Below are 19,340 nucleotides of genomic sequence, written 5' to 3' on the forward strand. Positions count from 1 at the left end.
AAAGGAATTAAAATGAGTGATTACACGCGGGTCGCATGGACTGAGGGCATGTTTTTAAGGCCCCAACATTTCCAGCAAGCAGACAAGCATACCTTCAGCACGATTAGGAAAATTATAGAAGCGAATGTTGCTGACTCGTGGGGCGTTGTTGATATCGATATTGATACCGGTTTATTGGTAACAGGGCAGTTTGCTATTGACAGTCTAACGGCTGTTACCTCTGATTTGTGTCCAATTAACATGCCAAGTAATGAGCAGTTGCCTGCTCCGCTTGTTGTACCAAAAAATACCTACAATGAAATTGTATGTTTAGCTGTTCCAGCGTTGAAAAGCAGTGGTATAAATTTAGCGACTGAAGAAGATGAGCTAGTTACGCGATATCGAATTGCCGATTTATCGATTAGTGATGATAACTTAGGTTCTCAAGCGCAAGAAGTTATTCAGGTGGCACAGCTTCATAGCAAACTAATGTTAATGTCTGATGATACAGCAGGTTACGTAACATTGCCCGTTGCGCGTATTAGTGAAGTAACGAACGAGGGGGCGATTAAGCTTGACCCTAAATACGTTCCACCCTGCTTGCAAATTACTCATTGTAAACCGTTAATTGGTCTTGTAAGAGAGATTGGCAGTTTGATAAAACAGCGCGCTGAAAGTATCTCTGGAAGATTATGTCAAGGGTATGCTGGCAGTGCGTCTGTGGCTGACTTCATCATGCTTCAAACACTTAACAAATACGACGCTGTTTTTGAAAGCTTATTAAATCATTCTCACGTTCATCCAAGAGCATTTTACACGCGCTTAATTGAGATGGCTGGCGAACTTGCAACATTCAGTGCAGCCAATAAGCGTGTGCCCGTCTTACCTAAGTATGATCATGCAAATTTACAGTTCGTCTTTTCAGAGGTTGTAAGCTTCTTGTATCAATCTCTGAGTCAAGTTATTGAACAAACTGCAACCGAAATTAAGCTTGAACAAAGCAAGTTTGGTATTTCTTTTGGTGCCTTAAAAGATAAAAGTATTCTTGATTCGTCTCAGTTTGTGCTTGCAGTTAAAGCCAGCGTGCCGCATGAAGAATTACGTAAATTACTACCTTCACAAATTAAGATAGGTAGTGTGGAGACAATTCGTGACTTGGTTAATAACCAAATACCAGGGATATCGATTAACAGTCTGCCAACAGCACCGCGTCAGGTTCCATATCATGCGGGTTATCATTACTTTGAGCTTAACAAACAAAGTGAACACTGGAATAAGCTAAAATCAAGCGGTGGGATTGCAATTCACTTGTCCGGTAACTATCCGGATCTTAACTTGGTTTTATGGGCTATTAGAAGCTAACAGAGGGAAGTTTCAATGGATGAAACAATAATTAAACCACGTCCAGGCCGTTTGAGTCGAGGCATGGAGGATGCAAATACTTCAAAATCGCATTCAGATAAAACAGTCGTATCACTGAGTCAATCTGAAAGTGGAAGTGCGCCTTTAAATAATATTTCAATATTCAAAAATGGTTTACTTGAAGCCGCTAATGACTGCTTTTCTTTAGTGATTTTCATCAACCAATCTTCGGAAGTTGAAAATTTAGCGGCCTTGAAGCACCGAGCCATTGAGTCGATTAAACGTTTTGAAAGTACTTTGCGTGCCAAATCTATCGATTTGTCAGTGATAAATAATGCCCGCTATTGTTTGTGTGCTGCATTGGATGAAGCTGCGTTAAATGCTAAGTGGAGCTCACTGGAGTGGGCGGAAGAAAGCTTACTATCAACATTCCATAAAGAGACGTTTGGCGGAGAATACTTTTTCACTCTGCTAGATGATGCCTTGCTACACCCTGAAGCAAACAAAGAATTTTTAGAATTACAGTACCACTGTCTAAATTTAGGCTTTAAAGGTAAGTATCGGGTTGATACTGGCGGCGATAGTAAGATAGATGATTATCGAAATCGCGTATATCACATTTTAAATCAACTAGATGGACCTCAAAGTAAATACCTAACACCGTCTTGGAAGAGCCGTGTTGCAGCCGGTATGGAGTTAAGAAACCAGATCCCACTTTGGGTCGTTGTATCTGTTTTAACCCTACTCACATTGGCCGTGTATTTATTTTTTAATATGCGTTTAAATGAAAAAGTGGCAACGACTACGGATAATTTAAATTTAGTACACCCTATTTCATCTTCACAAACCGAAGACACTAAAAATACACAGCTTGATCTACTAACACAGTTAATGCACACCGAAATACAACGTGGTGTAGTTAGTATTGAGCGTCAATCGGATCGAATTAGAATTACCATTAATAACGAAAGCCTCTTTAATGTTGGTGAAGCGTCGTTACGTCCTTCATTCCAACCAATATTAGAAAAGCTTGCGCTGAGCCTTGAGGGCACAAAAGGTAAAATTTTAATAACAGGTCACACTGATGACAGTCCAATAAGTACCAACCAGTACCCCTCAAATTGGCACCTGTCATTAGCAAGAGCAACGCAAGTTGCAAACTCTATGGCCAAAAATACAGGCTTAATGGGTAGGTTATGGCCAGAAGGAAGAGGTTCTGCGGAGCCCTTGGTGAGTAATGCCGATTCAAATCAGAAAGCATTGAATCGCAGAATTGAAATCGACTTACTTTTTTAATGGAGTTGCAATGAGTTTTATTCAAAAGTGCAAGCGTGCTATGTACGCGCTTACCTCTCGTAAAGTTATGATTGTAATTGGCTTTATAGCGCTCTTCTTGTTGATCTGGTTTGGCGGTCCATTGATCTCTATTGCTGATTACACTCCTTTGGCAAGTGTTGCGGCACGCGCGATTCTGATACTTGCTATTTTATTAATTTATACCTTAACCAAGCTATTGCATCTAAGAAAGCAAAATAAACGCAACGAAAGCATGGCCGAAGAACTAATTGAGGTTGATGAAGGTGCTGGCGATGAAATCCAAGAGGAGATCAAAACATTAAAAGCACGTATGGTTGAGGCAATTGAATTACTTAAGAATGCTAAGTTATTCAACGGGCGAAACATCTACCAATTGCCTTGGTATATCATGATTGGCCCTCCTGGTGCTGGTAAAACAAATATCATCAATAACTCAGGTCTTGATTTTCCGTTAAAAGATAAGCTTGGCACTGATTTAGTGCATGGTGTGGGCGGAACGCGAAACTGTGACTGGTGGTTCACCAATAAAGCCGTGATTATTGACACTGCAGGGCGCTATACAACACAAAATAGTCATGCTCTACATGATGCGAAAGCATGGCAAGGATTTTTAGGCTTATTAAGAAAGTACCGCCCGAAAAGACCTATTAATGGTGTGGTGATTAGTATGGGCATCTCTGAATTAATGAACCAAACAAAAACAGAGAGAAACTTACACGCACGCGCCATTAAACAGCGCTTACAAGAGCTACAAAGTCAACTTGGAATGACATTCCCCGTGTATGTTATTTTATCAAAAGTTGACTTAATTGAAGGGTTTAGAGAGTTCTTTTGTGAACTCAGCGATGAAGAGTGTGAGCAAGTTTGGGGTGTTACTTTCGAGCTTGATGCTAACTCTGACAATCAAATGGATGCATTTAATAAAGAGTTTCACGCGCTTATCTCTAATTTAACAACATTACTTAATCGACGTTTGATCAATGAACATGATCTAACGAATAGATCGAAGATCTTTGAGTTTCCTAAACAGCTTCGTGTTTTACAAAATGTCGGTTATTCATTCTTAAAAGAAATTTTCACACCTAATGCATACGAGAGCCTGCCAATATTCCGCGGTGTTTATTTAACAAGTTCGACTCAAGAAGGCGTGCCTTCAAACCTGTTAAACGAGCAAAGTACGGTAAAGAAAGATTATATTAATCAGACAAGAAGCTTCTTTATTAAACGCTTATTAGAAAAAGTCATTTTTCCTGAGCAAAACTTAGCAAGCACTAACAAACACCATGAAAAGCAGAACAAGTGGCTACGTATATCTTGCTTAGCCGTAACGAGTGTTGTTTTATTAGGCTTGAGTATTTCTTGGTATGTGAGCTTTTCGTGGAACAATGAGCTTATCAGCAAAACCGATAATGCGCTCAGTGAGTATCAAGCTCTTGATCAAAATACGGTCGATAAAGCGAACTTAATTGTGCTAAATCAGCGCTTTAATATGCTTAAAAATTTCCCGGTTAATCAGTTAGAAGCCGATGATTTTGAAGCTTATGGCTTTAGCAAAGTAGAACCTCTCACGGAGGCTTCGCAAAAAGCATATATACGTTCATTAAAAACATACTTAGAGCCTTACTTATTAAATGCGCTGACCTCTGAGATGACAGAGCAGGCTGATTATTTAAGTTATCTCTACGAAACCTTACGTTGTTATTTAATGTTCTTTGAACCTGAGCATTACAATAATGAAGATGTGCTTGCTTGGTTTAGTGCATATTACGAGAGAAACTTACCAGGCGATGTTAATTTCCAAACACGTGCTGAATTATTTGAGCATACAAAAGCATTGTTAGAGCATGGTTTCTCTGAATCAGAAATTGATCATCAAGCTGTGCGATTAGCACGAGCGGAGCTAACTAAGTTACCTATTGCAGAGCGTGCTTATCAAAGGTTGCAAGCTGACTTTATCGACAGCAGCATTCCGCCTTTCAAATTAACTGACATTATCAGCTATGAAAGTGCGAAACAGTTTAGCTTCCAAAACTCAGACTCAATCATGAAAAGTATCCCAGGTCTTTATACTTATAATGGCTATCATGGCATCTTCAATGTTGAGAAAAGTAAGATGTTGGGTAACTTGATGGCAAGTAGCTGGGTGTATGGTGAAGAAGCGTCAGGGACCTATGATATTTCGAAAGCAGATATAGAGAAAAAGCTTGAACAGAAATATTTCCAAGATTACATCTATTATTGGCGCTCGTTTATTAATGAACTTTCGCTAAATGAGTTTAACTCACCTAATGAAGGCGTCAGAGTTACTGATGTGTTGGCGGGTCCAGAAACTCCAATAAAAAATATTATTACCACCGTACAAAAGAATGTGCGTTTAACTAAGCTACCTATTTCAGAAAATCAAAAGGCAGCCGGTAAGGTTGCGGCGAATGCCGCTGAAGTTGCAATGCATACTAAGGCTAATAGACTTAAGCGTTATTTGCCAAATGAAGCACCACAGTTTGATATAAAGCTTCCGGGTTATCAGGTTGAAGAAGCCTTTAGTGATATTTTAGAAATTGATGAGCAGCAACTTGAGCAAATTCAAGCAAGTTTAAGAGAGTTAAATATTTACTTAAATCAACTTGATAGAGGCGGGTTACTAAAATCATCTGTAAAAAATCAATTAAGTGGTAAGAGTAAGCCTGAGTTCCTTAGTCAATTAGAGTTCCAGAGTAAAGGGTTACCTTATCCTGCGAACAATTGGTTATTGAATATCAGTCAAGATACATCAAATATCACCAGAAGCAGTGCAAATCGTCATTTGAATGAAATATGGAAAAGTACTGTTTTACGTGAGTACAACGATGCAATTGTGGGTCGTTATCCGTTTGTTTCGACTTCATCTAAAGAGGTAAATCTTAAAGATTTCTCAGACTTTTTTGGTCCAGATGGCACAATCGATAGCTTTTTTAATACTTATATCGCACCAAGTGTCGACACCAGTAAGAGCCCTTGGCGATTCGAAAAGAATATCGGTGTAAGCAAGTCAGCATTAGAAATGTTTGAAAAAGCCGCCAAAATTCGCGAAGTATTTTTTGATGGTAACAGCAAAACACCGCGCATTGAGTTTGGTTTAAAACCATTAAAGTTAGATCAAACAGTTTCCAGTTTCATGCTTGAGATAGATGGTCAATCAATGATTTATCGTCATGGTCCACCTAAAGTTAAAAGCATCGTTTGGCCTGGTGATGTCGCTCAAAATAAAACGCGTATTGTGTTTACTCCACCATATGGAGGACGCACTATCAATGCCAGCTACGAGGGTGAATGGTCTTTGTATCGCATGTTAGATGACTTACAGGCGAAAAGAGCACAGACAGAAAAGGATTTACAGCTGCAATTTTCATTGCAAGGAAATAATGCGACAGTTGAGTTACTGCCAAAATCGATTAGACATCCATTCTGGAACGCAAGTATAGAGAGTTTTTCATGTCCGACCAGGCTTTAAAGTTAGGCTACTTGGGTAAGGTCCCTTTTCTAGGTGATTTTGTCCAAGATGGCATTTGTCAGCAATTTAGTGAGCATTGGGAACATTGGTTACAAGCTGCTATTGCTGTAAGCAAAGAGCAGCTCGGTTCACAGTGGCAGGAGCGATACTTGACCAGCCCTGTGTGGCATTTTGCATTATGTGAAAATGTCGTCACTGAGGATAGAAAAGTAGGCACATTACTGCCAAGTGTTGATGCCGTTGGCAGGCATTACCCGTTTACCGTCGTGATAGACACGCAGCAGTTACCAATGAAGGCTTTACATTCAAACTTGCTTTCATTGGAGTACGAGGATGCAGTGCTATCTGTTCTTGAAGAGAGCGTTGACTTAAGCGTGTGGCGTAAAAAAGTGCTGGGTACATTGCAAAATACGCCTGTGACTAAAAAACGTTTTAGTAAGCATACTTCACCAGATGAAAACAAATCAGCGATAGCTTTTGAGTTTCAAGGGGTTGAGCTTGGCGACGAATCATTAGAGGACGTTTTACATAGCTTACTCTCAAGTAAGTATGGCGATTACAGTGTTTGGTGGACACATGGTTCGATAAACATCAAACCAGTGGTATTTATTACTGCTGGATTACCGCCTGTTAATCAGGTTGCAGCAATGCTAGATGGCCGATGGCAGCATTGGGAGTGGAATTATACTCAGGTAAGAGAGCGTGAATAAAAATTATACAAGTTATGCGGTGTCTCATCGAGGTGCAGTAAGGCAGTTAAACGAAGATGCTTATGTTGAGCTAAATAAGTTTAATATTTGGGTTGTCGCTGATGGTATGGGCGGCCATGAGGCTGGTGATTTTGCAAGCCAAATGGTTGTTGATGTGATTAAAAATGAAGTAGAGTCATTACCTGCTTCTTCCATATCAACAGTCATCCTTATTAACGCGATAAAAAAAGCAAACCAAAAGTTGTTTGAGTACAGCACTGACTACCTATCGAATAAAACCGCAGGGAGCACGGTCACCGTTTTGCTGTTGAAGGATGACAAATACTATGTACTGTGGGTGGGGGATAGTCGCATTTATCTATACCGTAACGGTGGCTTATCACAAGTCTCTCGGGACCACAGTCAAGTCAATGACCTTATCGATGAAGGTGTTTTATCTGAAGCAGAAGCAAGGCATCACCCTCTAGCGAATGTGATAACGCGTGCTGTAGGTGTGCAAGACGAAGTTGATGTTGATTTTAAAGAAGGTGATTTGCGCAGCGAAGACATCTTTTTGCTCTGTTCGGATGGCTTAACTGGAGAACTGAACGACTCAGAGATAAGTCTGGCGTTAGAACCAAAAAATATTATTGATTCTGGCATGGCACTAATTCACTCTTCGCTTGTGCGTGGCGCAAAAGATAATGTGACATTTATTTTAGTGAAGAATGAAGGGGTTAACTCTTGTGCTAATCAAAAGTTAACGCTTGATGATTTGACTATCCCGATGTTGTCAAGAAAGTAAGTTTTGTTATTTTTATTAACTCCATCATAAATATGGTTTTATTATTTATTTTGGTTGTTATAATTGAAATTGTGTATTTATAAGAGCGATGTTCTCTTGTAATCTTAAATAAGAAATGTAATATACCATATCGTTTCTTTTTTAGGTGTAAAATGGAAGGTAATAAAGGCAATGGAATGTTCACACTTGAAGAATATATAGCCCCCATCTCAGAAGATCATTTTGCGGGTATTGAACCTCGCTCAGATGTGTCTCCAACATCAACGTATTATTCTCTGAAAGATTTAAGAAATCAGTTGCGTGCGGCTGAGCGCTTAGCGCTTGTTGATGATGAAGGAATTGCATCTATAGCACGTGATTGGTTGCCATTACTTGACCAATGTAGCAATGCGTTAAAAACCGAAAGTAAAGATATTGAATACTTAGCTTGGTTTATTGAAGCAATGTGTAGAGTGCACGGTTTCAAAGGCTTAGCCTTTGCTTTTCGTGCCGCGCATGAGCTTATCGAAAATCATTTCGACGAATTATACCCATTACTGGATGAAGACGACGAGATATCAGATAAAGTCTCTGCATTAATAGGTTTAAATGGTGTTGCCAGTGAAGGTGCGCTAATTATCCCTATTAAAAGTATTCCTCTGACAGAAAGCCATAACTATGAACCTTTTACTTTCTGGGAATATCAACAAGCTTATGACACCTCTAGGTTAAGTGATGAAAAACGTGAAAAGAAAATAGCGCAAGGTGCTATTGATTTTGATGTCATCGAAAAAGGCGCCCAAGAAACGCCCGTTGAGTATTTTGTTGATTTAAAGAATGGCATTGAAAATGCGCTGACAGAGTTTTTACAACTGAGTGCATCACTTGATAAAGCAACAAACCAATCACAGCCAACTTCTTATATTAAACAAGCGCTTGAACAATGTTTAAATGCTGTACTTCATCTTGGTGCAGATAAACTGTCTGCGCTTGAACAGCAAGTTTTAGAAGAACAACAAGATATTGCTGAGGAAGATGAGTCTCAAGAGTCGTCTTCAGTGAGCACTAGCAAAAGTGATAATGGTGCAATCACCAGCCGCGAAGGCGCAATTAAAAAATTACAAGAAATAGCTCTCTATTTTAGAAAGACAGAACCACATTCACCTATGTCTTATACCATTGAGCAAGTTATTCGATGGAGCGAATTGTCGTTACCAGAGCTATTAAATGAATTAATAACCGATAGTGATGCTAGGACTGGATACTTTAAGCTGTCTGGCATCAAAGTTAGCGAAACAGAAACCGAGTAAAAGGAGTTTTGAATGAGTATCCACGACAAATTAAAACGTGTTCGTAAACCACGAGTCCACATTACCTATGATGTAGAAACTGAAGGCGCAGTTGTAAAAAAAGAACTCCCTTTTGTTGTTGGTGTAATGGGTGATTTTTCTGGCCACAATAAAGAAGTATTAAAGCCATTAAAAGACAGACGATTTATTCAAATTGACCGTGACAATTTCAATGATGTTTTAAAGAAAATGAGCCCTTCGCTGCAGTTAAATGTAGACAACACTTTAACGGATGATGGCTCACAATTCAGTGTTGATCTGAACTTTAAAACGATTGATGACTTTGAGCCTGCGGCTGTTGTTAACCAAGTTGAACCATTACGTAACCTAATGGAAACACGCAACAAGTTACGTGACTTAATGACAAAGATTGACCGCTCTGAAGAGTTAGAGAATGTGTTAGAAGAAGTACTGAGCAACACGGCGAGTCTTGACTCTATTGCGAAGGAATTAAAAGTTGAGGAGTCTGAAAAATGAGCACCGAAACGTTAGCACAAGATGTAGAAAATACAGCAACAACTGAGTCGGCGTCGTTATTAACGCAAGCGATTGGCGCAACAAAACAAACTGATGCAAGCAGAGCTGAAGAGTTATTACGTACGCTAACTGAAGAAGCATTGAAGGGCACTGTGCAATGGAATAAAAACATGACAGTGACGTTTAATGAAGCCATTCAGCTGATTGATCAAAAAATATCAAAACAGCTCAGCGTCATTATGCACCACGAAGACTTCCAAAAGCTTGAAGGTTCATGGCGTGGTCTAAGTCACTTAGTGATGAACTCAGAGACCAGCTCAACGCTTAAAATACGCGTGCTTAACATGAAGAAAAAAGAACTTCATAAAGATTTAAGTAAAGCGGTTGAGTTTGACCAAAGCCAGACATTTAAAAAGATTTATGAATCAGAGTTTGGTACACCAGGTGGTGAACCTTACGGCACGATTGTTGGTGACTTTGAATTCACAAATCACCCAGAGGATGTAGAAACATTAAGCTTAATGTCTAATGTTGCAGCAGCAGGTTTCTGTCCGTTTATTTCTGCGTCATCACCTTCTTTATTCGGTTTTGACAGCTGGGAAGAGCTAACAAAACCTAGAGATCTAGAAAAGGTATTTGAGTCACTTGAATACACTAAATGGCGCTCGTTCAGAGACAGCGATGATTCTCGCTTTGTATCGCTTACTATGCCACGCTTCTTATCTCGTTTACCTTACGGTGCGGCGTCTAAGCCAGTAGAAGAGTTTAACTTTGAAGAGTTCACTGTTGATCCGATTGATGGCCGTTCTGTGAATACTGATAATGGTGATTACTGTTGGAGTAATGCGGCATACGCAATGGCGACTAACATGACAAAAGCTTTCTCTCAGTATGGCTTCTGTACAGCTATCCGCGGAGCGGAAGGTGGTGGTAAAGTTGAAGGCTTACCAACCCATATTTTCACAAGCGATGATGGTGATCCGGATCTTAAATGTCCAACTGAAATCGGTATTACTGACCGTCGTGAAGCAGAGCTAAGCAAACTTGGTTTCTTACCGCTTTGTCATTATAAGAATACTGATTATGCGGTATTCTTTGGTGGCCAGTCTTGTCAGAAGCCACAAGTTTACTCAACGCCAGATGCAACAGCAAATGCTGCAATTTCAGCACGTCTACCATACTTGATGGCAACATCTCGTTTTGCTCATTACTTAAAAGTAATGGCACGCGATAAAATTGGTAGCTTCATGGAAGCAGAAGACGTTGAGTCTTGGTTAAACCGTTGGATCCTGTCATACGTGAATGCGACTGAGGGTGGTGGTCAAGATATCCGTGCACGTTACCCATTAGCGGATGCAAAAGTGTCTGTAAAAGAAATACCAGGTCAACCTGGTGCGTACAACGCTGTTGCGTGGTTACGTCCATGGTTGCAAATGGAAGAGCTAACGTCGTCACTAAGATTAGTAGCGAAGATCCCTGAGATTGGCTAATACCTATGTGCATTAAGGATGATGCAAAATGAACTCTGAAGAGTTTTCATTCATAGAATCAGATGCTGTATTGAATCACAATACAGCATCTAATATATGTGATAACAGTGCTTTATTGGAACGTTTTCTCAACGAGAAAGACACCTATAAGGCACTGTTGCTATGGCTTGAAGGCTCATCGGATGCACCATTAATATGGAACAAAGAATCAGTTGGTTCGTATTTACAACATACCATTGTCAAAATAGACGCACTTATATCTAAGCAATTAGATCACATTTTACATCACCCACAATTACAACGCTTAGAAGCAAGTTGGCGTAATTTGTGGTGGTTAGTAGGACAAACCGAACTTCACGACAAAGAAAAAAAAGTGAAGTTGCGTGTACTTAATTGCGATTGGATTACGCTATCTCGTGATGTAAATAAAGCAATCGACTTTGATCAAAGTAGTTTCTTTCAACTTATTTATCAAAATGAATTTGACCGTCCAGGTGGAGAGCCATTTGGTGTGCTTATTGGTGATTATGAAATTACCAATGGGTATACAAAAGGGACGATTTATAACGACATAGATACGTTAAAAGAAATATCTAAAGTAGCCGCTGCCTCTTTTTCACCGTTTATAAGTTCAGCTTCGGCAAACTTATTCGGTGCCGATAGTTTTGCTGATCTTGGCTATTACTTCGATTTGTATAATCAATTCGAGCAAGTTGAATATGTTAAATGGCGAAGCTTTCGGCAGATGGAAGATTCACGCTTTGTAGGGCTTGTTTTACCCCATGTGCTGGCGCGTGCCCCTTATAAAAATGATGGCACTCGCAACCAAGATTTTGCTTATCAAGAACGAATAACCAGCCCAGAAACCGAAATGCTTTGGGGCAATGCAGCTTATCAGTTTGTATTAACGCTTGTGCGTGCTTACTCTGAAAGTGGTTGGTTTGGTCAAATTCGTGGTATTGAGCCTGGTAAGGTTTCCAAAGGCATCGTCACCGGCCTTACGAAAAACTATTATTCGACAGATGTTTACAGAAAAGAAGCGAAACCACCGCTGGATTTAATTGTAACGAGTAAATTAGAAAAACAATTCTCTGAGTTAGGTTTTATCCCTGCATCATCTGTGACAAATACTGAACACTTAGTTTTTTATAGTAATGCTTCGGTACAACAGGCTAAGTACTACGACAGTGAAGTTTCAACTGTCAATGCGCGCCTGTCATCCATGCTGCAATATATTTTATGTGTGTCACGGTTTGCTCATTATTTAAAATTACTTGCCCGTGACCGTGTTGGCTCGTACAGCACAGCACAAGCATGTGAGCAAGGGTTGCAATCGTGGGTGAATAATTACACTACGGCGTCTGACTCCGCGTCGGAGCATATTCGTAGTAAATACCCACTTGCGAATGCAAAAGTGAGAGTGACCGAAAATAAATCGAGGCCGGGGCATTATTTTTCAGTTTTGCAACTACAGCCGCATTTTCAACTTGATCAAATGATATCGAGTATCAAATTAGTGACTGAGCTCAGTCCTCACCACCAAATAAAGGAATAAAAATGAGAGAGATCCATGCACTCATCAGAAACGGAAAATTAACAGAAGCACTTGAGTATTGTGCTGAAAAATTAAAAGATGATCCGCTTAATTTTGACATCAGAAGTGCCTACACGGAATTGTTATGTGTCAATGGTGAATTAGAAAAGGCAGATAAACAGCTTGATTTTATGGTCACCAAGTCACCAGAATTTGCTGTAGGCGCTGTTAATTTAAGACATTTAATTAGAGCAGAGCAAGCAAGACAAGACTTTTACGCGGGTAAAGCTGCACCCAAGTTATTTCATGATGCGAATGAGCTAGATGAAGCTTTTCTTGAAATGCATATCAACTTACTAGCTAACGATATTGATAAAGCAACTGAAATTGCAGCGCAAGTTGAGCAGCTTCGTACTAACACAGTTGAAGATCAACAAGCTGCCATCCGTGACCTAGATGATTCGATTAATCCGTACTTAGAGATACTTGGAACGAACGGTGAGTTTTATTTAGCTCGCTTTGATGAAATAGAAAAGCTTGAGTTCGAACCTGTTGATTCAATTGTTGAACAAATTTGGTTGCGCGCTGAAGTTATCATCAAAAATGGCCCAAGTGGTACAGCTCATATCCCTCTCGTTTATCCGTATTCTGAAACGGAGCTTGAGAAGCTAGGGCAAGTCACTGAATGGCAAGAATTAAGCGAAAACTTGATTCAAGGTAAAGGAATGAAAATGTTTTATGCAAATGATGAAGCCATTCTTATTTCTGACCTTGGTCGTTTCATCGCTTAAGCAGTGTTCGCATAATCATGATTGAAAGCAAACAGTCACTTAAAGCTTCGATTCTAGACCGTTTAATTGACGATGAACCTGAAATTCAGGAGTCGCCACAAAGAACGGATGGAATTAGTTTATCTCAGTTAAAAAATTCAGTGCGACGAGATATGGAAGCTTTGCTTAATGCTCGTATTCAATGGCATACATGGCCTAGTCAGTATACTGAGCTTGCGACATCTTGCTTATCTTATGGGCTCCCCGACTTTTCGAGTATGTCTGTGAGCTCTCATGAAGGGCGACTCGTGTTGTGCGAAAAAGTACGCGATGCCATTTTACGATTTGAGCCGCGTTTCATTGAAGTTGAAGTGTTAGTTGACGAAGAGTTGCCAATTAATCGTGTTTTAAACCTAAGAATAAATGCATTGTTATATGCCGATCCTGAGCCTGAGTTTATTAGTTTTAACTCTGAGGTTGAGCCGGTTAGCCTTGGCATGAAAATTTTCGAGTCTTCACTATGAATGATGAATTATTAAAATATTACAACCGTGAGTTGGCGTATGTTCGCCACTTAGGTAAAGACTTTGCTGAGAAGTACCCAAAGGTTGCTGGAAGACTAAAGCTCAGTGATGAAACGATTGAAGATCCTCATGTTTCAAGGTTGATTGAATCATTTGCGTTTTTGACAGCCAACATCAGACAAAAGCTTGATGATAGTTTTCCTGAACTTACAGATGCACTATTAGGTCAGCTCTATCCCGATTACCAAGCACCTATCCCTTCATTGTCTGTTATTAAGCTTGAGTCAGAAAACTTATCGACAACCGGTATCGTCATACCGAGAGGAAGTGAAGTCGAGACTAATGTTGAAAACATGAAGCAGTGTAAGTTTAAAAGCTGTTTTGACACCAACCTTTGGCCAGTTGAAATCACGGCGGCTCAATTTGATAATAGTCCGTTTATTGCACCAAAACCAACTTGGAATGAGCCTGCAAAAGCCATTTTCAAAGTACAGCTCACAGGTGAGTACGAAGGAGTACCGCTGCATGAGACTGAGCTTAATAATCTAAAAGTATTTATACACGGGCAGTGGCATTTTTCGTTAAAAGTGTACGAATTATTATTTAAACACTGTATTGGTATTGCCGTTGATAATGGCGATGAAGGTGTTCACTATCTGTCAAATGAGCATTTAAAGCCTGTTGGTTTCGAGCACGATGAGGCTGTAGTACCTTATTCATTACGCTCTTCATCTGGCTTTAGGTTATTGGTTGAACACTTTATCTTTCCTGAAAAGTTTAAATTTTTCGAATTACAAAATATTCGCCATGTGTTGCCGCGTGATTCAAACACAACGACCTTGTATTTCTATTTAGATACAGAATCTACAGAGTTAGAAAAACAAGTTGATAAAGACATGTTCTTATTGGGATGCACACCCATTATTAATATGTTTGAGCAGGAAATTGAGCCGATCAGACCTGAGCTAAGTGAGTACGAGTACAAGCTTGCACCACGTTATATCGATTCTGAAATATCTGAAATCATAAGCATTGAAGAAGTCGTGGCATTTGACCATAAAGGTAATAAACAAATCGTTACGCCTTTTTATGGGCAAACACACCCTAAATATCAAGAACATAAAGATCTATTTTGGCATACACGCCGTGAAACCGCTTTATGGGCTGGCGGCTATGCAGAGGCGGGGACAGAAACCTATTTATCTTTAGTTAATGGTGGCTTTGAAAATAGCGCCCAAGAGCTGAGTGAAGGCAATAGCGTGTTAACCGTGCGCGCTCAATGCAGTAACCGAAATCTGCCAGCAAGCTTACCGTTTGGTGATGATGAACTTGGTTTGTCTATGCCAAAACGGGGCGATGTAATTAAAAAAATTAGGTGTTTAGTGGCACCTACTCACGCAGTCAGACCGGTATTAGGAAGTAGCACGCGTTGGCAGTTAATTAATCACCTTACCATTGATTCATTTAGCGGTGAAAACGCAGTCGATAAGTTGAAAGAAACACTTCGATTATATGATTTCAAAGCAACGCCACAATCAAAAGGCATGATCGATAATATCTACAATGTAAAGATTGAGCCAGCAACGGCGCGTGTAGTGCAAAATGGTCGAGTGGCGTTTGCATCTGGCACAGATATCGAAATTACCTTTGCAAATGATGACTTTTCGGGCAGTGGTGTATTCTTTTTTGCATCTGTTTTAGATTGTTTTTTCTCACAATTTGCTTCAATTAATAGCTTCACCCGTTTGAGTTTAAAACTCAAAGAGCAAGATCGAGTTTACCATCAATGGCCTGCTCGGGTTGGTTCTGGGGTTTTACTATGATTGATAAGTTACTGCACAGTGCAACTCAAACTGATTTTTATAAAGCCGTATTCATTATTGAATCACAGTTACAAGAATCTGCGCAGCAGTATCGTAAGGTTGGCTATGACAGTCACCCCAAACTAGAACTTATTCGTTTTTCGGCCACTCAAAAATTTGGTTTTGCCGGCAATGCGATCACAAACCTAAAATCATCAGGAACATACGAAGGCGCCACAAAATTTAATATGGAAGTCTCATTTATGGGAATGACGGGATGCTCTGGTGCGTTGCCTCATTTTTATAGTGAGCTGGTGATGCAAAGGTTGCGCTTTAAAGATACAACCATGCGTGATTTCTATGACATGTTTAATCATCGCTTAGTCTCTTTATATTATCGTGCTTGGAAGAAGTATAAGCCCACACTTAACTTTGCCAATAAAGAGCATGATCAACATACAAAGATCTTATCTTTGCTAAGCGGCGGTCGTGCCCCGCACCAGTTGTATTTTGGTGGCTTATTTAGCCGAAGAGCACGTAATGCTGCTGATTTGCGAAATATTCTCGCTTTCTATCTCGATTGTGATGTTGAGATTGCGCAGTTTGTTGGCCAGTGGCAACCATTAAAACAAAGCGAACAAACACAAATAACCAGTACGGGTTTTAATGCAAAGCATGCGCGTTTAGGTGTTGATGCGATGGCAGGAAAGCAAGTATGGGATATTTCTACAAAAGTAAAAGTGATTGTTAAACCAAAAGATGCAAAGCAAACAACGCGTCTTTTGCCGCGCAGAGATTTATACGATCTGGCACACAAAATAACGAAAGATTTTCTCGGTAATCAAGTTCAACATGAGCTGGTTATTAAGTCGAATTTTTATGAATTAGATGCAACACAACTAAAAGAAGAGCGTTTTCAATTAGGCTGTAATAGCTTTCTTTTACCGCAAAGTGGTGTTCGTAAGGGAAACGTCACTGAGTTGTCGTTTAAAGGATAAATAAATACAAGGAAATATTATGTCTACCATGACACTAAATAAACTAGTTGAAAAGCTAAGTCCTGAATGTAAAAAAAGTCTTGAGCTAGCTGTTGCTATTTGTAATAGCCGCAGCCATTTTACTGTTGAACTAGAGCATTGGATTTTAGCATTGCTTGAACAGCAAGTTGATGACCTTAGACTCATTTTAAGTGCTTACGATATTGATGAAGACAAACTTAAGCACGACTTAAATAAGTCACTTGAATCGCATAAAACAGGGTGTAACTCATCACCTAGTTTATCAATTCATGTAACAAGCTTATTGAAACAAACTTGGCTAAGTACAAGCATTGAGTTTACAGACACACAAATACGCAGTGCCTACATTATTTATACGCTAGTGAAAGACGATACGTTAGCAAGCGTTGTCAGCCGTTGTAGTAAAGAGTTCAATAAAATTGATGCAGGGCAACTTTTACATGCTTGGCCAGAACTTGTTACTAAGTCGAATGAGGTAAACCCTGCTTCACAGACACAACAAGATGCGCCGGTAAATGTGTCATCGAAAACACCTAATCTCGATCAGTTTACAGTTGATTTAACGGCGCAAGCTAAAGCTGGCAAAATTGATCCTATCTTAGGCCGCGATTTTGAAATCCGCCAAATGGTCGATATTCTTACCCGCCGCAGACAAAACAACCCAATTTTAACGGGCGAAGCAGGGGTAGGTAAAACTGCGGTAGTTGAAGGTTTAGCACTGCGTATAGCGCAAGGAAGTGTTCCTGAAGTATTAAAAAATGTAAAAATCCATACTTTAGATCTTGCACTATTACAAGCTGGCGCAGGTATGAAAGGTGAGTTTGAAAATCGCTTAAAGTCACTTATTTCAGAAATTAAAAATGCCCCTTACCCAGTCATCCTTTTCATCGATGAAGCACACACCATGATCGGCAGCGGTGGCCAAGCGGGTCAAAATGATGCGGCAAATTTATTAAAGCCTGCATTAGCGCGTGGTGAGTTAAGAACGATTGCTGCAACAACATGGGCTGAGTATAAGAAGTTTTTCGAAAAAGATGCTGCATTAGCAAGACGTTTCCAAGTCGTTAAAGTGGAAGAACCAACACCAGAAAAAGCCATTGCTATGTTACGCGGCTTAGTGCCAGTGATGGAAAAACACCATAATGTATTTATTTCTGAGCAAGCATTAGAAAGCGCTGTTAACTTATCTCATCGCTATATCATTGGCAGACAACTGCCAGATAAAGCGGTTGGATTACTTGATACTGCATGCGCGCGCGTTGCTATGAGCCAAGCATCTAAACCTAACTCGATTGAAAAGCTAGAAAACGAGCAGTCAGAAATTAAATCTCAAATTGCTATGTTAAGCCGTGAACAGCGTACAGGCCTTGATCACAGCGAGATACTTGCAACACTTAACGAAAAAAGTGAACAAATCTCTCAGCAGCTTGAACCTCTAAAAGCGCAATTTGAGAGTGAAATGTCATTAATTAAAGACGTAAAAGAAGTACTTACTGCGCTTAACGATGATGACAATGACAACGCTGAGGAAATTCAGAAACTGCAGCAGTATAAAGAGAACCTTGCACAATTTGATTCGAATATGGTGCATTGGCAAGTCGATGATGAATTAATTGCCCAAGTTATTTCTGATTGGACTGGTATTCCTGTAGGTAAAATGCATGAAGATGAAGTTATCAGTGTTTTAAAACTTGCTGATACTATGAAACAACGTGTTGTAGGCCAAGACCATGCACTCGATCTGATTGCGAAAGTTGTGCAAACATCGAAAGCACATTTAGCCGATGAAAGCCGTCCTAATGGTATCTTTATGTTGGCAGGCCCAAGCGGGGTAGGTAAAACAGAAACTGCGCTTTCTTTAGCGAACGAAGTGTATGGTAGTGAAGAAAATATCACCATCATTAATATGTCTGAGTATAAAGAAGAGCATAAAGTGTCGCTGTTACTTGGCTCTCCTCCTGGTTATGTTGGTTACGGTGAGGGCGGTGTACTAACAGAAGCTATTCGTCGTAAACCTTATAGCGTAATTTTGTTAGATGAAATAGAAAAAGCACACCCAGGTGTTCACGATATTTTCTATCAAGTATTTGATAAAGGTACGATAAAGGATGGTGAAGGTAGAGATATCGACTTCAAAAATACCATCATCATCATGACTTCTAACGTGGGTACCGACACCACAATGAGCTTATTTGAGGATGAGGAGACTGCACCAAGCATTGCCGGTCTGCAAAAAGCATTACAAAATGATTTGTTAGATGTGTTTAAAGCAGCGTTTCTTGGCCGCATAAATGTTATTCCTTACATTCCATTAAGTAAGAGTACTCTTGCAGATATAGCAAGACTACAGTTGAATAAAATATGTAAGCGAGTTAAGAATAATTATAATTCTGAGCTTGTATACTCTGATTGCGTTATTGATTATATAGTTAGTAATTGCAATGACTCTGGTTCGGGTGCTAGGAATATACATACATTGTTGCAAAATAATGTATTGCCACTTTTATCGAAGAGACTACTTGATAACATAGTTTCAGGTGAGCAGTTAAATGAGATATCATTATTTATTAATGATGGTCACTTTGATTTTAAAGTAAGTTAATTATTAATCATAAGTTTTCTTGTTTCTTTTTTTGAGTCGGATTATAATTTCTCCGTCTTCATTAATTGATGGAACATTGAGACATTGTCTTCGTCTAGGGAAAGGATTGAGAAGACCCTTTCGTTGCGCAGTTAAAGATAGTGATTTCAAAG

General features: G+C 39.7%; 14 protein-coding genes. All 14 read left to right on the forward strand.

Translation table 11 applies throughout. The annotated features are described in order from the left end of the window. Positions 1-12 precede the first annotated feature (12 nt). The 14 genes from tssK to tssH all read left to right on the forward strand — a co-directional run bounded on the left by tssK (position 13) and on the right by tssH (position 19,188). Positions 13-1,341, forward strand: a complete 1,329-nt coding sequence (gene tssK, locus L3V41_RS05475) for a type VI secretion system baseplate subunit TssK (protein ID WP_062567664.1) — start codon at positions 13-15, stop codon at positions 1,339-1,341. A 15-nt stretch (positions 1,342-1,356) separates the two neighbouring features. Beyond that, positions 1,357-2,637 (forward strand): type VI secretion system protein TssL, long form, encoded by a 1,281-nt coding sequence (gene tssL / locus L3V41_RS05480; protein WP_062567663.1) that lies wholly within the window; start codon positions 1,357-1,359, stop codon positions 2,635-2,637. A gap of 10 nt (positions 2,638-2,647) precedes the next feature. Next, positions 2,648-6,148, forward strand: a complete 3,501-nt coding sequence (tssM, locus tag L3V41_RS05485) for a type VI secretion system membrane subunit TssM (RefSeq protein ID WP_062567662.1) — start codon at positions 2,648-2,650, stop codon at positions 6,146-6,148. Further along, on the forward strand, positions 6,130-6,858 hold the full coding sequence (gene tagF, locus L3V41_RS05490) for a type VI secretion system-associated protein TagF (RefSeq protein ID WP_237115429.1): 729 nt from the start codon (positions 6,130-6,132) through the stop codon (positions 6,856-6,858). Before tssM ends, tagF begins: the two co-directional genes overlap by 19 nt. Continuing rightward, positions 6,851-7,642 (forward strand): Stp1/IreP family PP2C-type Ser/Thr phosphatase, encoded by a 792-nt coding sequence (locus L3V41_RS05495; RefSeq protein ID WP_062567660.1) that lies wholly within the window; start codon positions 6,851-6,853, stop codon positions 7,640-7,642. Before tagF ends, L3V41_RS05495 begins: the two co-directional genes overlap by 8 nt. Before the next feature lie 152 nt (positions 7,643-7,794). Beyond that, positions 7,795-8,931 carry a type VI secretion system protein TssA gene (gene tssA, locus L3V41_RS05500; RefSeq protein ID WP_237115427.1) on the forward strand — a complete coding sequence of 379 codons (1,137 nt, stop codon included), beginning with the start codon at positions 7,795-7,797 and terminating at the stop codon, positions 8,929-8,931. A 12-nt stretch (positions 8,932-8,943) separates the two neighbouring features. After that, positions 8,944-9,447 (forward strand): type VI secretion system contractile sheath small subunit, encoded by a 504-nt coding sequence (gene tssB / locus L3V41_RS05505; protein ID WP_062567659.1) that lies wholly within the window; start codon positions 8,944-8,946, stop codon positions 9,445-9,447. Beyond that, entirely contained in the window at positions 9,444-10,937 is a 1,494-nt protein-coding gene (gene tssC, locus L3V41_RS05510; protein WP_062567658.1) for a type VI secretion system contractile sheath large subunit, read from the forward strand. Before tssB ends, tssC (L3V41_RS05510) begins: the two co-directional genes overlap by 4 nt. Before the next feature lie 28 nt (positions 10,938-10,965). Continuing rightward, complete coding sequence (gene tssC, locus L3V41_RS05515; protein ID WP_237127293.1) at positions 10,966-12,492, forward strand: type VI secretion system contractile sheath large subunit; 1,527 nt, start codon at positions 10,966-10,968, stop codon at positions 12,490-12,492. 2 nt (positions 12,493-12,494) lie between these two features. Beyond that, on the forward strand, positions 12,495-13,262 hold the full coding sequence (locus L3V41_RS05520) for a type VI secretion system accessory protein TagJ (RefSeq protein ID WP_062567656.1): 768 nt from the start codon (positions 12,495-12,497) through the stop codon (positions 13,260-13,262). Positions 13,263-13,279: 17 nt separating this feature from the next. Further along, complete coding sequence (tssE, locus tag L3V41_RS05525) at positions 13,280-13,765, forward strand: type VI secretion system baseplate subunit TssE (RefSeq protein ID WP_062567655.1); 486 nt, start codon at positions 13,280-13,282, stop codon at positions 13,763-13,765. After that, on the forward strand, positions 13,762-15,588 hold the full coding sequence (tssF, locus tag L3V41_RS05530) for a type VI secretion system baseplate subunit TssF (protein ID WP_062567654.1): 1,827 nt from the start codon (positions 13,762-13,764) through the stop codon (positions 15,586-15,588). The genes tssE and tssF overlap by 4 nt, the downstream gene beginning before the upstream one ends. Then, a complete protein-coding gene (gene tssG, locus L3V41_RS05535) occupies positions 15,585-16,565 on the forward strand; it encodes a type VI secretion system baseplate subunit TssG (protein WP_062567653.1) in 981 nt (326 codons plus the stop codon). The genes tssF and tssG overlap by 4 nt, the downstream gene beginning before the upstream one ends. A 19-nt stretch (positions 16,566-16,584) precedes the next feature. Then, positions 16,585-19,188 carry a type VI secretion system ATPase TssH gene (gene tssH, locus L3V41_RS05540; protein WP_062567652.1) on the forward strand — a complete coding sequence of 868 codons (2,604 nt, stop codon included), beginning with the start codon at positions 16,585-16,587 and terminating at the stop codon, positions 19,186-19,188. The last annotated feature ends 152 nt before the right edge of the window (positions 19,189-19,340 follow it).

It is taken from the genome of Pseudoalteromonas sp. L21, assembly GCF_021728035.1.
Lineage (GTDB): Bacteria > Pseudomonadota > Gammaproteobacteria > Enterobacterales > Alteromonadaceae > Pseudoalteromonas > Pseudoalteromonas arabiensis.